The sequence below is a fragment of the Parachlamydia acanthamoebae genome (assembly GCF_000875975.1).
In the GTDB taxonomy this organism is placed as follows: domain Bacteria; phylum Chlamydiota; class Chlamydiia; order Chlamydiales; family Parachlamydiaceae; genus Parachlamydia; species Parachlamydia acanthamoebae.
Genome location: NZ_BAWW01000002.1, coordinates 1 through 14,051, shown reverse-complemented (window position 1 = coordinate 14,051; position 14,051 = coordinate 1). Strand labels below are relative to the sequence as shown.

At 40.1% G+C, this 14,051-nt stretch carries 16 protein-coding genes; 6 read left to right on the top strand and 10 right to left on the bottom strand.

Annotated elements, in window-relative coordinates:
* Positions 1 to 7: 7 nt before the first annotated feature.
* Positions 8 to 499 carry a hypothetical protein gene (locus tag AOM43_RS00270; protein ID WP_036745799.1) on the bottom strand — a complete coding sequence of 164 codons (492 nt, stop codon included), beginning with the start codon at positions 497 to 499 and terminating at the stop codon, positions 8 to 10.
* Positions 500 to 785: 286 nt separating this feature from the next.
* The gene (locus AOM43_RS00265; protein ID WP_006339800.1) at positions 786 to 1,502 is read right to left on the bottom strand and encodes an SAM-dependent methyltransferase; all 717 of its coding nucleotides are present in this window, start codon (positions 1,500 to 1,502) and stop codon (positions 786 to 788) included.
* A 205-nt stretch (positions 1,503 to 1,707) separates the two neighbouring features.
* Here AOM43_RS00265 and AOM43_RS00260 point away from each other — a divergent pair, with 205 nt between their 5' ends.
* The 3 genes from AOM43_RS00260 (at position 1,708) to AOM43_RS00250 (ending at position 3,121) form a co-directional block, all read left to right on the top strand.
* Entirely contained in the window at positions 1,708 to 2,385 is a 678-nt protein-coding gene (locus AOM43_RS00260) for a hypothetical protein (protein ID WP_226987332.1), read from the top strand.
* 153 nt (positions 2,386 to 2,538) lie between these two features.
* Entirely contained in the window at positions 2,539 to 2,718 is a 180-nt protein-coding gene (locus tag AOM43_RS00255; protein WP_013925087.1) for a hypothetical protein, read from the top strand.
* Positions 2,681 to 3,121: a hypothetical protein gene (locus tag AOM43_RS00250; RefSeq protein WP_148265738.1), complete on the top strand. Its 441-nt coding sequence runs from the start codon at positions 2,681 to 2,683 to the stop codon at positions 3,119 to 3,121. The genes AOM43_RS00255 and AOM43_RS00250 overlap by 38 nt, the downstream gene beginning before the upstream one ends.
* A gap of 32 nt (positions 3,122 to 3,153) precedes the next feature.
* Here the strand turns inward: AOM43_RS00250 and holA are convergent, their stop codons facing one another.
* The 6 genes from holA to AOM43_RS00220 are packed head-to-tail and all read right to left on the bottom strand — an operon-like array spanning position 3,154 to position 8,164.
* Entirely contained in the window at positions 3,154 to 4,179 is a 1,026-nt protein-coding gene (holA, locus tag AOM43_RS00245; protein WP_013925089.1) for a DNA polymerase III subunit delta, read from the bottom strand.
* 59 nt (positions 4,180 to 4,238) lie between these two features.
* Positions 4,239 to 4,931: a hypothetical protein gene (locus AOM43_RS00240; protein ID WP_059358593.1), complete on the bottom strand. Its 693-nt coding sequence runs from the start codon at positions 4,929 to 4,931 to the stop codon at positions 4,239 to 4,241.
* A complete protein-coding gene (locus tag AOM43_RS00235) occupies positions 4,894 to 5,559 on the bottom strand; it encodes an HAD family hydrolase (protein WP_013925090.1) in 666 nt (221 codons plus the stop codon). Before AOM43_RS00235 ends, AOM43_RS00240 begins: the two co-directional genes overlap by 38 nt.
* Complete coding sequence (locus AOM43_RS00230; RefSeq protein WP_079978219.1) at positions 5,556 to 7,124, bottom strand: GNAT family N-acetyltransferase; 1,569 nt, start codon at positions 7,122 to 7,124, stop codon at positions 5,556 to 5,558. Before AOM43_RS00230 ends, AOM43_RS00235 begins: the two co-directional genes overlap by 4 nt.
* Complete coding sequence (locus tag AOM43_RS00225; RefSeq protein ID WP_013925092.1) at positions 7,114 to 7,857, bottom strand: cytidylyltransferase domain-containing protein; 744 nt, start codon at positions 7,855 to 7,857, stop codon at positions 7,114 to 7,116. Before AOM43_RS00225 ends, AOM43_RS00230 begins: the two co-directional genes overlap by 11 nt.
* Positions 7,858 to 7,915: 58 nt before the next feature.
* Positions 7,916 to 8,164, bottom strand: coding sequence for a hypothetical protein (locus tag AOM43_RS00220; protein ID WP_013925093.1), 249 nt, complete (start codon positions 8,162 to 8,164; stop codon positions 7,916 to 7,918).
* A 183-nt stretch (positions 8,165 to 8,347) separates the two neighbouring features.
* Between AOM43_RS00220 and dinB the strand changes: the two genes are divergently transcribed.
* Positions 8,348 to 9,427, top strand: coding sequence for a DNA polymerase IV (gene dinB / locus AOM43_RS00215; RefSeq protein ID WP_013925094.1), 1,080 nt, complete (start codon positions 8,348 to 8,350; stop codon positions 9,425 to 9,427).
* On the opposite strand, the gene ssb is transcribed toward dinB, so the two are convergent.
* Positions 9,424 to 9,912: a single-stranded DNA-binding protein gene (gene ssb, locus AOM43_RS00210; protein ID WP_006339816.1), complete on the bottom strand. Its 489-nt coding sequence runs from the start codon at positions 9,910 to 9,912 to the stop codon at positions 9,424 to 9,426. The genes dinB and ssb overlap by 4 nt on opposite strands.
* Positions 9,913 to 10,068: 156 nt before the next feature.
* Here ssb and AOM43_RS00205 point away from each other — a divergent pair, with 156 nt between their 5' ends.
* Positions 10,069 to 10,917 (top strand): hypothetical protein, encoded by an 849-nt coding sequence (locus AOM43_RS00205; protein ID WP_226987331.1) that lies wholly within the window; start codon positions 10,069 to 10,071, stop codon positions 10,915 to 10,917.
* 51 nt (positions 10,918 to 10,968) lie between these two features.
* On the opposite strand, the gene AOM43_RS00200 is transcribed toward AOM43_RS00205, so the two are convergent.
* A complete protein-coding gene (locus AOM43_RS00200; RefSeq protein WP_006339818.1) occupies positions 10,969 to 11,475 on the bottom strand; it encodes a CesT family type III secretion system chaperone in 507 nt (168 codons plus the stop codon).
* Positions 11,476 to 11,851: 376 nt separating this feature from the next.
* Between AOM43_RS00200 and AOM43_RS00195 the strand changes: the two genes are divergently transcribed.
* Positions 11,852 to 13,852 (top strand): glycogen debranching protein, encoded by a 2,001-nt coding sequence (locus AOM43_RS00195; RefSeq protein ID WP_059358591.1) that lies wholly within the window; start codon positions 11,852 to 11,854, stop codon positions 13,850 to 13,852.
* Positions 13,853 to 14,051: the final 199 nt, after the last annotated feature.

Here is a 14,051-nt window from a genome sequence, read left to right as displayed (position 1 = left end):
AAATTTATCACCAGTCGTCAGCATCGGGATCAATAATGCCCCCTCTTCTCCAACGATTGCGATCGCTAAAATAGGATTCATCATCTTCGTCAGATTCAGTCGCACTTCCTCGATCGTCTTCTTCATGGTTGTCATCAGTGTGCTCAGTTTCATCTCTCTCTTCAATAACAGAACTCTCAACTTCACTTGCTTCAGTTTCCATATCAAATCCGGTGTCGTGCAAGCCTGCCGCAGTATCTCCCATATCAATATCGGGAATCGTTGGCATATCCGTGTAAGCTCCGCGGTTCATGGGGCGTTTAGGAGTAATATACTCTTCACTTTCACCACTTTCCTTGAGAAACTGCAAGCGTTCTTTTTCTTCTTCAAGCTTAGCCTTCACATTTTCAATTTCTTCTTTATGCTTTTCAACGTCTTTTTTTGGAACCAATCCCAGCTTAAGCCACTGTTCAAGGTCGCTAAGCTCCACTTCAAGTTTTTTAAGTCGTTCGCTTTTGATGTGTCTCATTTCTTTCTCTTTATGTTTTTCAAAATAGAGCCATCGCTCTGCTAGCAATAGCCAGTTTTTCCATGAAGCCCAGCCTTGCTCCCATTATTCATATAGGAACAAGTGGTTTTTTTCAAGCAATTTCTTCTAGTTCATTGATTGCAAATATGATTTGTTACCAATGACTTAGAATTAAAAACACTTAATTTGTAAAAAATTCCTTACTGCAAAAATGCTCTCTTAAATGCATTCTGGGAAGCAAAGCTAAAATTATTTGCTAAAAGAATTAATTAACAACTTAGACATTCCCGTGCAACAAAAAAACAACATTTTTTTTAGCAAGGTTTGGCAAAGGCATCTTTTTCCAACTGCGAATAGGTTGGGTTACGATCCCTTGACTTGGTAAGGTTAAGTCCCAAGCCGCACAAAGAAGAGTGGAATCTTGAAGAGTATTCAATAACGTTTCCAAGGTATGTTGATTACGATGTGGAGCGTCCATGAAAATTTGAGTTGCATTTGTACGAATGGAGTTATTCTCAAACTCTTTTACTTTCTTTTCTCGATCTCCAGGCTCTTTAGGAACATAGCCATGAAAAGAAAAAGACTGCCCGGGAAGTCCAGAAAGAATTAAAGCCATCACAAAAGCGGAAGGCCCAGTAAAAGTTTGAATTGAAATACCTAATTGACGAGCGCGTCGAACTAAAAGGTAACCAGGATCAGCAATGCATGGAAGACCAGCATCAGATACAAGCCCCCATCTCTCCCCTTTACGAATCGGTTCTAAGAGAAAATCGCAATCTTCATCAGGTGTATTTTTATTTAATAAGGCAATTGGAATTTCACGAGCTGGTCGCTTTGTTTGAAATCGCCCTAGGTAACGACGCCCTGCTTTTTCACTTTCTGCAATTAATCCATCGATGGATTCTACAGCTTGATCAACGCTAGCTGGTAAAAAGAACTGATGCTGAGGCAATTCCCCAAGCAGATTAGGTAAAAGAAGCAAAGCAGGAGACATAAATTTGTACACTTTAAATATTTAAATTCGCTGAAAGCTTAGTCAAAATTCAGATAAATTGCAACTGTTATATCATTAAGGTCCTCTAAATCAATTCCCAGCTTCGCTGTCTCGTCTCTTTTAAACAAAAAACCAAACGATTATAGAGAAAAATATCTCCCTCGATTACCTGTAAACATCATAGATTTTTTACTGGAGCTTCTTCATGAATGACGTAAGTGATATAATGAATAGTTTAATGAATAGCCCGAGAGATATTCTTATCTCTTCTAAAATTATCAGTGACAAAGATAAAAATCACAACCCAGAGAAACACCTGCCCTCAATAGCGATAGCCGTCGGTGTTCTAGCTCAAATGCAATTTAGTTGTCTTATTGGGATGGAACAAGTCTATGTGAAAGCATTTTTAGGTGAAAGCTATGCTTCGGTTGTACGTCATGTGAGAGAACATCCTGATGGATTTATAACTGATAAAAGTATGGAATCATTACGCCCTATTGTTAATGGCTATAAAAAAGCTGTAGAAAAACGCTATTGCTTGATAGAAAAATGCCGTCCCTTAATTACATTTATCCAAGAATGCCCCTTTTGCTTGGTAGTAGACGACAGGTCCTTTCAATCTGAAGCCTACAATTTCAGATTTGCTAAGCAAATTGTGATAACAGAACATCAAAGCATGGAAAGTTTACTAAGAGATGAAGAACTATTGGATATGGCCCAGGAAAAGCTGTTTCGCTTATCCGATATGGAAGAAGAGACTTTACCTATTATTGCCATATCAAAAACGGCTTGGGAAATTTTGCAGCGTGTTCAAGCCACATATACCCAACCTCAAGAAGCTTTAAAAACCAAATCTAACAAAAAAGTATGCTTATTACAATAAAAGAGAAAAGGGAAACGAACGGGATAATCTCAAGTGACTCTTTAAGCTTTTGTAAAATTTTAATTCACCTAAAAAAAACGGCTCTCGTAACATAGAATTACTTTGCATATCTTGCAAAAAGGAAAATGAAATTCACGCCATAAAGGAATTCACATGAAAAAGTTTAGCCTGATTCGTTTTATTGCTTTTCTAATGCTAGTCAGTTCTTTGTATTCACAAGAAGACCCCTCATCAAATGAGGGCCTTGCCATTTTTATCGATTTAATCGAAAGCTCAGATGGATCGGGGATTGCTATTGTTGCACCACGTTACCTATCAATTGATTCGCTCTGAAGCCCCTAGTGGACTTTACATTGGCACATATGAAAAAAAATTCTATCAAGACAGTGGCTTTACGTTTTTGATTACGCGCAACAATTTTTGGTACTACAAATCGAGAAATGTCGCGGAATTTTTAGAACAAGAAGGACTCGAACACCGGGTCTTCTTTCATAACCCCATTTACACTCAGCAAGAGGGATCGAACATCCAATGTGAGGGAGACATTTTCGTGCCCAACAAAGGGATTGGACGTTTTTATTTGCTGCAGTTCATTCCGAATCAAATTTCATACCAGGCTGTATATCTAATTTATTGCTGTTTTGAGCCAGAAAATTACGACACAGCTAAAGAGGAATTTGAAAAAGTGTCTAGGCTTATTTATAGGGCTTCACGCGGTCAAATTTTATATCCTTGAAAAAAAATCAAAGGGAGGTCCGTGATCTCCCTTTAGCAAGTCAATTTAATAAAAAGTCTTTCTGCCAAGCAAGCAGTATCTGAACCACTATTTTTGGCAAGAAGCTCTGTCTCATCGATCAGCATCATTCCTTTTTTAAAACGCTCTAAACCATAAGCGCGAGCCATGCTTAAATTTTTTTCCAAAATAGCCCCTTTCATATAAGGAAACTGGGCGGCCATATCTGCAGGGCTTCCGCCGGCAGCATGAATCGAGCATAATTGATATTTTGTCTGAAACTGTGAGCGTATTTGACGCAATAGAATTAAAAAAGGAGTTCCTTCATCAAGCAAAGCCAAGCCAATACGAATCACACTTTTGATATCTCGTTGAAAAATTGCATCTCCAAGCTGCCAAATCGTTTCAGATGGCACATTCGCACAAATGGCTTGAATATCCTGCGTAGTGATGCTTGTACGGTTTCCCACATAACAGCATAGCTTTTCAAGCTCCTGATGTAACATCGATCGATTTGTTCCGACCTGCTTGACTAAGAGTTGTGCGGCACTGCTATCCATGGATTTCCCTTCAACGCGTGCATCTGCAATGACTTGCTCGATCAAATATTTTTCAAGCTCCCAAGGTTTTTTTTCCTCTACATCAAAAATAACGCCGGCTTTCTCCATTTTTTTATAGAGCTGAGTGGTCCGATTAAAAGTTGCTGCAGAGCAAACTAAACAAAGTTGTGCGGAAGGATGGAGACAGTATTCTTCTAAGTATTCCCGCTGAGGCTTTTTTAAAGCATCCAGATGCTGAATCAACACAACTCGACGTGAGGCAAACATGTCACCCGTATTCAATTCTTCTTTTAATTCTTGGATAGGCAGAGATTCAGCTTCTTTTTGGACAAAAGCATAGGGAGAAGACATCTGGCTGCCTAAAACTTCCTTGCGCAAAAGATTCTCTGCTTTTTGCCTTTCAAAATCATCGGGTGTGATAAGCAAATAAATCGGAGAAAAATGTTGAGGGGCCGAATGACGCACGTGTTTTTCAAAAGCTTGAAAGTTTGTGTATTTCATGATGCGGTCCTTTGCCAACAAAAGGGAAAATTATAGCGGAAAGCTGTTTTTTTGGGTGATTAAATCTGCTGAAGCAAGGAATAGGTAAAAGGAACAAAAGAAAGGGCGGGCTTTAATATGAACGCATGCAACTGATCAGCTTCGATCCAAAGACAGGATGAATATTCAGGAGTAGGCGCTATTTCTGCATGTGAATATTGAGGATCCAAGTGAATGTGTAGACAAACTTCATAGTCCCCCGAATATTTGTCGCGCATCAAAATCCAAGGAGCAATGGAACTTACCTCATGTTCTTGTAAGCGAACCTCTTCTTCTAGCTCAATTAAAATTTGCTTTTGAAGATCAATACAATTCCCATTCACCGCACCAAGATCGACTCCTCCAGCGGGAGCGAATTCATAATGCCCAGGATATAAAGTCACACCTTCAGAACGCTTGCCAAATAAAAACTGGTTTCTCCACTGAGTAATACCAGTCACTCCCAAAACATAGACGGGTAAAAATTCTTTTAAAGCTGAATCCCGCAGCCTGGCGAGATAAGTCTTATATTCAATAAATTGACCCGTTAATGTTTGTTCATGAAAAGAAAGCACACAGAAAATTTTCCCATTGAAAATAGGGCGCGTTAGACTTTCCTTCTCCCAGATTAAATCAATCGCTTTTATCACATCCCTAGACAAGTTTTTTTCAAAAGATGTTTGAACAATCTCAATTTTAAAATGTGTGCTCAGCTGAATAATCTGATAATTCATCATATCTTTTTAAACGTTGGTAGATTTCTTTCCAGTTCCCAGCAATCTGAGGTTTTTGTTGGCGAAGATCGATTTGAATAACAGCCAAATCCGCTGCTAAGGCCGCTTTTACTCCATTTTCTGAATCTTCTATAACACAAATATGAGGTTTTTCACACCCTGCTAAAAGAACAGCTTTTTCATAGATTTCTGGATCAGGCTTTCCCTTGATCAGGTGATCTCCTGCGCAAACAAACGCAAACCAATCGTCCATTCCGTGAGATTTTAAAAAGGCATCCGCTAATGTTTTTTTGGCAGCCGTCACTAAACCTAAATTGACACCTTGTCTCCTTAAATTCAAGAGGGTTTCTTTTGCATAAGGAGCGAGAGGGGTTTCTTTTGCGTACCCATCTAGCAAGATTTGCTCATAAGTTTGAAGTAATTGCTCCACGGGTTCTTGCAAAGCATATATTTGTTTTAAAATGCGCACAACTTCAGGAATGGTCGGGCCATTGAGGCGCTGAAACTCGTCTACATTCCCCTCTTTTCCATATCGCGCCAAGAAGGTCTGATAAAAATGATACAAAAGTGGGATGCTATCCGCTAACGTTCCATCCAGATCCACAAAAAGCATTTTTAAGGTTGTCACTCCCAGTCTCCATATTGAATGCCTTCCCCTTCAGACAAAGAACGAGTGGCTTTTTTTCCTTCCACCCGGAAGATAAATTTTGGATGAATACCTGGCTTCTGATTACCTGGACGAAGGATATCTATATTCTTCCCCTCTTCAAAAATACCCCCCTTTTTAATCGGAGCAATCGCTTGCAATCCGCGTCTGGCAAATAAACGCAATTCCGATTCGACGGCATTTTCTGTTTTAAATCCTGTTCCGAGCATTTTTTCACCCTCCCGAATCGTTTTAATCATTTCCTTGAGCTCTTCTGGAAGAAGAGCATAAGCATGATCTGGACCTGGTAGATGGCGATCGAGTGTAAAATGCTTTTCAATGGCTGTTGCACCTAGCGCGACAGCAGCTAAAGGCGCATAAAGAGGATGTAAACTATGGTCTGATAATCCAGCAGACACCCGGAAACGGGCTTTCATCCAGGCAATCGCCCTCAAGTTCAAACTATCTGGCGGTGCGGGATATGCTGCCGTGCATTGCAGAAGTGTTAAATCTTTTCCTCCATATGCCTTGAAGGTTTTCACAGCCCATGCGATCTCTGCCTCTGTAGAAGCTCCGGTGGAAAGAAAAAGGGGTTTTCCAGACTGAGCCGCCAGTTCCAATAAGCGTGGATGATTCAACTCATAAGAAGCAATCTTATGCCGCTTCACAAAAGGATCTATGAAAAGAAAATCCTGCTTAGAAAAAGGAGTCGACATAAATTCAACCCCCCATTTTTGACATGTCTTTGCCAGCTCTTCTAGCATTTCATAGGGCATTTCTAAATTTTCTAAGAGAGAATACACATCCTCATGAAATCCAGAACTTTCCAAGTACCCGATTTGTCCCGCATTTTTCACATACAAATTTTGAGCGCGATAAGTTTGAAATTTAACAGCATCGGCTCCGGCCTCTGCAGCTGCGGCAATGAGTGCTTTTCCCATTTCAAGGTCTTTAGCTGGCGAACCCACTCTCCAATTAGACCCAGCTTCTGCAATAACAAATACTTTAGAAGAGGCTTCTGACTTTGAAAGCTCGACTAAATAGCGGATAATCGGACTTTTCTGTCCAGAATCTTCCAAATGCTTGTCTGTGTGCCCGATTTCCTGATATCCCGCTTTTACGAACATCTTTTGGGAAGCAACATTCTCATCCTTAACCTCTGCATAAATCGCTTGAAAACCCTGCTGCAAAACCCATGGATGAAGTGCCTTGAGCGCTTGAACACCCACTCCTTTCCCCCGATATTCAGGAGCAATTTGAATTGAAATCTCGCAACAGGATAAAGTTTTTCCTAATGGATGTGAAATGGGATGAAAGGCCAAAAAGCCCGCACGATTCCCATCGACCAAAATGAATAAGGGTGGCAATGCAGGACAAACAAAAAAACGTTCTTGAAATTCCTTCCAAAAAGGATCCCATTCTTTAAGCTCTTGATGAAAAGACATCGCACGCGTTACAGGGTCATTCCGCCACTCCATCACCTGGTGCGCATGGTTTTCAGAAACGCACACACATTCGAATCGAATTTTTTCCATTTCACCCATCATTTTTAACACTTTTCTGTTGAATTTGCGCATTTAGAAGGAGCCATTCTGGATGCTTTTGAAGAAGTAAAAGAATGTCATCTAAAGAAAATAACGGGTTTTTAGGATAGAGCGCCTCAATCACCCGCTTGACAAGTTCAAAATCTTCGGGAGTATCAACGGTTAAACGGTAGCGAGAAAGATCTTCTTCTAACGTCACATTAAAGACACGGTACTGTTTTTGGTGAAAATAAAAGACCGGTGTCACATGCTCCTGCTCGATTAAGCTTGTTTTAAGCGAAGCAGCTTTTTCCAATTCTTTAAATGAAAAGACTTCCACTTCCATTCCATAAGGAAAGGTACGCTTTAAAGCATTCGTGATATAATCGTATTCATGGGCATGATCTCGATAAAAAGTAATCTGTTGATCGATAATCTTCGGGTCTATAATCGGGCAATCAGCCGTGATACGCACAACCGCATCAGCATGTGTGAATTTGCCCGCTTCGACATAACGGCTTAAGACGTTCTCCTCGCTTCCTCTGACAACTTGCACATTTTCCTTCTGACAGTAGTCCACTATGGCTTGGTCAAGAGGATGCGTCGTTGTAGCAATCAACAAACCATCCGCATTAGCAACAGCTTTTAGACGTTCTATCAAATAGCCAAGCAAAGGCCGCCCTAATACTGGCTTAAGAACCTTCCCGGGTAATCGTGTTGATCCCATACGTGCTTGAACGATTATCACAATGCGCAATTTTGAGCTCCTGTCCCATCAAACTTTGCTTCATCATACTCAAGCAGTCTCTTCCAAGCTATTCTTTTTTGCTAGCCATTTTTTCTTTGCGCCTTTCTCTTTTCCATCCTTCGGCAGTTTGCACTTTTATCCAAGGCTGAGCCTTATGCTCTTTCGAAATAGTGGGTTCCTTTATAGGAACTTCATTTTCATCACTTTTTTTTGCAATCGAAACGGATTTTTTTGCCGGTGCGACTGATACTTTTTTTACAATGGCTTCTTTTACCGTTTTACTCGCTTTTTCCCCTGTCTTTTTTTTCTCAATCATACCACACCTCTGACCTTAAATTATTAAGAATCTAGAAGTTAAAGAAATACCCCTCTTCCATTTAACCTTGAATAAGTGTATTCCTTCACCCATGACTTCGTAAATTCAAAAAAGATGCCAGAATGGCTTTCAATGGAGTGAATTCTCCGTGACATTTTTCTTGAGCTTTACGAAAATAGGTGAATGAATCAGCGTATTATTTTTCATATCGATATGGATGCATTTTTTGCTTCCATTGAAATTCTGCGCAATCCCTCTTTAAAGGGCAAACCGGTTATTGTTGGGGGTTCCCCCGATAAACGAGGGGTTGTTTCAACATGCTCCTATGAGGCTCGAGCCTATGGGGTCCACTCCGCCATGTCTTTATTTGAAGCAAAAAAAAAATGCCCCCACGCCATTTTTGTGGAGGGGGATTACGCTATTTACAGGAATTACTCTTCCAAAGTGATGGATATCCTATCCAGGCACTCTTCTCTGGTAGAAGTGGTCAGTATTGACGAAGCCTACATGGATGTGTCCTTCTTGAAAGATGATCCAGAAATGACAGCTAAGCAGTATGGAAGAAAACTCAAAGAAGCGGTCTTGAAAAATACGGGACTGACATGTTCTGTCGGAATTGCAAGCAACAAGTTAATTGCTAAAATCGCGTCTTCACGCGCTAAACCGAATGGTCTTTATGAAATTCCTTCTGGGGAAGAAGCTGCTTTTCTTGCAACACTCCCGATTGGAGCAATTCCGGGTATTGGCTCAAAAACCGAGAAATCTTTAATCGATGATCGTCTTTACACGATTGCTGATCTTCAAAAAATCGATTTAGATACGTTGATCGAGCGTTATGGGACGCGGGGCTACTATTTTTATCTCGCAGCTCACGGCATTGATAAGCGACCAGTTGATGGAGAAGAATACTTTCCCAAATCCATTGGAGCAGAAACAACCTTCGAAGCCGATCTTGCGGACTCGACCATTCTACTCGAAACTTTATCTGAACTCGTTCAAAAAGCGTGTAAACGATTAAAAAAATACCAAACTAGAACGCGAGGCTTTTCACTTAAATTACGCTATAGCGATTTTCGCACAGTGACACGCTCTCGCCTTTTGTTCAGCCATACACAGGATGAACAAACCATCTGGGAAGAGGCTCGCGATTTTTTCTTAAAGGTACACACAAAAGATGTGCCACTCCGTCTGATAGGCATTTCTTTGGAAAAGCTCTCAGACGGATATTGGCAACCAACTTTATGGAATTGGGAGCAACCTTAAAAAGGTAGCTTAGAATCTTCATCCTCAAAGTTTTCATAAGAAGGATTCTGTCCATAAGACCCCGCTCCCCCATTCGACTGGAACGTTTGCTCACCAAAATCAGCACGACTTTGCTGACGAGGCGCAAATCCACCACCCTGCTGAGCACCGCCCTCTCTATCGCCTTTTTCAGATTTACCAAAAGGACTAAAGCGAATGCTTTCTGCTGTGAGTTCAAGTGCAACTTGAGGTCGCCCTTCTTTATCCATATAAATTTCAGGTTTTTTCATTTCGCCCATGATGATAACAGCACTTCCCTTTTTCAAATGAGGCAAGATTTTGTCAAATTTGTCTCCCCAGCATGTCACACGCCACCAAGTGGTGACATCTTGTCCATTTTGATAAGAGTTTGTGGCAATACGTAAAGTCGTGACTTTTTGTCCACCAGGTGTAAAACGCGTTTCTGGATCTGCTCCGAGATGTCCTGCAAGATAAAGATGATTCATAGCTTTTCCTTTAATGATCTCAGAGCTTAAATTTTAAACACGTAAAAATTGAAATCCAATTTTTTAATGCTTGAAGCCCTGATGTTGATTTGTATAAAATTGCAGCTTTATACCATAAATAATATGGCCAGCAAAATCAAGGTAATTATGCACCCTATGGATCCCCAAAAAATTCGTTCGATGAAAGAAGAGCTCGATCTTCTACGACTTTCCCATACTGAAAAACAAACTTTATCTTTGCAAAGAGAGCAAGTAGAAACAGCTATAACTGAACAGGAAAAGGCTATTGAGACGTTGAAAAATACGTTATTTTATCAAAAAACATCCGATTTTTATTTAGAAGAGCAGCTTAAAGCTGCTCAAAAAATCCTTGCGGAAACAAAACAAAAACTCATAGGAATGGATCATCTTTTAGATTCTTTGGAGGATACTGCAGAAGAGAATATTGACCGGATGGAAGAAGATCTTTCCCTCATGATTCTCAGCCTTTACCCCTCCGAGCAGCCTATTTATACCGCCCTTAAAGGATCTTTAAACCATACACTTAATCTCCAGCAAAGTATTCAAGGTCTACACAACCAAACACAGCTGCTGCTTGAATTGGTGGAAGGAATCCTGAGCGTCCGTTACGCCGTAAAAAAACAAGGAATTTTATGCTATATTTTTGGAAGAAATCCTAACCAACAAATTGCCCAACATCTAGAAGCCATTCAACGGGTCATTGTGCAAACGTTAGAAACGCTTCAGCAATACCAAAATACTCTTACTGAGGATGACATTGAATTAAAAGCCCTTTCAAAATCTGCCCTTACCATCTATTCTGAACTATTAGATTTTTGCAAAAAGAAGTGGAATTTTAAAACAATCGATCAAAGCCTCATCCAGACCTATTCCGTATTAGGAGAATTACTTGAGAGTTTTCAGACAGAACTCAATCACCTGAAAAAAGAAGAACAAGATATTCGTATACAGATTAGAGATTGGATTGCCAACCACTCTGCATAAAAATGATGCACCGTTGAATCAAGAAATATTCAACGGCACATTTACAGGGGACTAGATTTTGATAAATCCTTGATTGCCTTTTTTCCCAGACAATCCACCAGGAAGCATATCGCTTTCTTTTGGCTTAGAAGCTGTATCTCTACCTTCTGAGATTTCTGCACAAAGCTTACGTAAGCCTTCTACTGTTTCTACGTAGAGAGGAGCAAACGCTCTGAGAGCTGATGGGACTGCATGTTCCATATCAATGGTGCAATGCATAAGAATTAGCTCTTCCTGCACAGCAACACCAACGCCCCCACCCGCCATTTGGCCACCGAGCATGGACATCTCTAGTAGTTTTTCGTAAAGGCGTAGTTTTGTTTTGTCGTCGCGTGGAAGTCCATCCAGAAGAGGAGAATAGAGATAGAGTCTTTTAGAATTTGGTTCGTAAGTTAAATGTAACGAAAACTCATCATCAATCCCCAAAATACAGGTATTGTTCTCGTCAAACTCTAACCCCTCTAAACCAAGCTCTTTCCCGAACTCTTTAAGGTTCTCTTTAGCATTTTCAAACGACATACACAACCTCCTAAAGGTTACGCTGCAACCTAGGGTTACAGTTTAAAAGTTTTTCATAATTTTTAAGTAAGAATCCATTCTTAAAAAAGATCAAAGATGCAAGATTGTCGTTTAAAAGTAAACTGTTTTCTCTGCAGCTTGCCCCCTAATCCCTACTCTCTAAAATCATTGATAAATTCATATAAACAATAAACTATAAACATCCTTTTTACATCTTTTTATTATAATATCTTTAAACAATAAACTGCAATTCAATCAATAAAACAAAACAATAATAATTTTAATTTAACTAATAATCCCTATAAAAAAATTTGCACATAAAATTTCAGTTCGGTATACACAAATTATCTCTAATTCCTTTAATTTAGGCAAATACGTGTCAGAGCTTCAGTCTTTTCAAGTAGAAAAAGGATCCCCTCTTAACTTAGGTATCTTTGGTGATTGCGGCGGAATCAATTTTTCCCTTTTTGTGCATCAGGCCCAAAACGTAACCCTTCATCTTTTTTTAAAACCCACTGATCCTCCCATTGCTCAAATTCCTCTTTTCCAGACCGGTGAAATTTGGCACGCATATGTGAAAAATCTTCCTGCCGATTTAATATATGCATTTGAAATAAAAAAAGAAGATGGCAGCCATTACACAAAGGTATTAGATCCCTATGCTAAATCTCTAACATCGACACATATATGGGGGAAAAGTGGCAATTACGCCCCCTCTTGTGCTCATCCTTCAGCAAACACCTTTGATTGGCAAAATGTCAAATCGCCTCACCTGCCTTTGCAAAATTTGGTCATTTATGAAATGCACGTGAGAGGATTTACACAGCACCCCTCTAGTCAAGTCTCACACCGAGGACAATTTTTAGGTGTGATTGAAAAAATTCCTCATTTAATAGACCTAGGCATTAACGCCGTCGAATTGCTCCCTATCCAAGAATTTAACGAAAATGAATACCAAAAGCTATTCCCCAATCAGGAAAAGCAACTCTATAATTATTGGGGTTATTCTACCGTTAATTTCTTTTCCCCTATGAAGCGGTATGCATCCGAAGAAAATTCAGGAGTGGTCATTCAAGAATTTAAAACAATGGTGCGGGAGCTCCATCGACATGGAATCGAAGTGATTATTGACGTCGTTTTTAACCATACGGCAGAAGGAGGAAAAAAAAAACCTGGATTTTGTTTTAGAGCTTTAGCAGATGAGATCTATTATATCCAAGATGAAGAAAAGCAATACAAAGACTATACCGGCTGCGGAAATACAGTGAATAGCAATCACCCTGTTGTGCGCGAATTCATTCTTGATTGTTTGCGATACTGGGTGGTAGAAATGCATGTGGATGGCTTTCGTTTTGATCTAGCCTCTGCTTTAACGCGCGATGAACAAGGGATTCCAGTTCCTCTTCCCCCGGTCATTGAAGCCATTTCTGAAGACCCCATTCTATCAAAAGTCAAACTAATTGCAGAACCTTGGGATGCCGGAATGCTTTACCAGGTTGGAGACTTTTATCCTCAAAAAAATCGTTGGTGTGAATGGAATGGGCGTTATCGGGATAGCATCCGAAGATTTATAAAAGGAACCGATCACCAAAAAGGGGAATTTGCGACCCGGATATCTGGTTCATCCGACATGTACGGAAATGGGCGAGCACCAACCAGCAGCATTAATTTTATCAACGTCCATGATGGTTTTACATTGCGCGATCTTGTCAGTTATAACATGAAAGACAATCTCAGCAATGGCGAGGATAATCGAGACGGCACAAACGACAATGACAGCTGGAATTGTGGCGAAGAAGGAGTCACTGAGAATGCGCAAATTCTTCAATTACGTGAAAGGCAAATGCGCAATTTTCACTTAATCCTGATGCTTTCTCAGGGTATACCCATGCTTTTAATGGGAGATGAATATGGGCACACGAAAAAAGGCAATAATAACACGTGGTGCCAAGACAACGAACTCAATTGGTTTCTCTGGGATCAATTAAAAAATCACAACGCCTTCTATCGTTATTATAAAGAGCTGATTCATTTTAGACATGCCCATCCTATTTTGCAACGATCCACATTTTTGGAACCCGATGACATCGATTGGCACGGAGAAGAGCCTTTCCAACCTCAGTGGGAGGTCGACAACCGTTTTATCGCCTTTACTCTTAAAAATCCAAATAAGAAAGGCACCTTGTATGCAGCGTTTAATGCAGATGGATTTCCAATAAAAGTACACATTCCCGCTAGCCCACTCTCCACGCAATGGTACTGGATTGTTAACACCAGCAAAGACTCACCTGACGATTTTCTTGAAAATCCCATTCCCATGAACTTAGAGCATTATGAAATGCCTCCCTATTCAGCTCTCCTTCTGGAGGCAAAGTAAGAAATGATGCCCCATATATAGGCGGTAAAACGAACAAGGGCAAATTTTGATGTCTTTGAAGAATGACTGATGACTTTTCAACTTGAAAAGCCATCAGTCATAGAATAGACATCTTTCGAAATTAAACTTTTGAGTGTATATTAGAGCCTCAAAATCAGGAGGCTACATGAAATTTGAGACAGTTAAAGAATTAGATGAA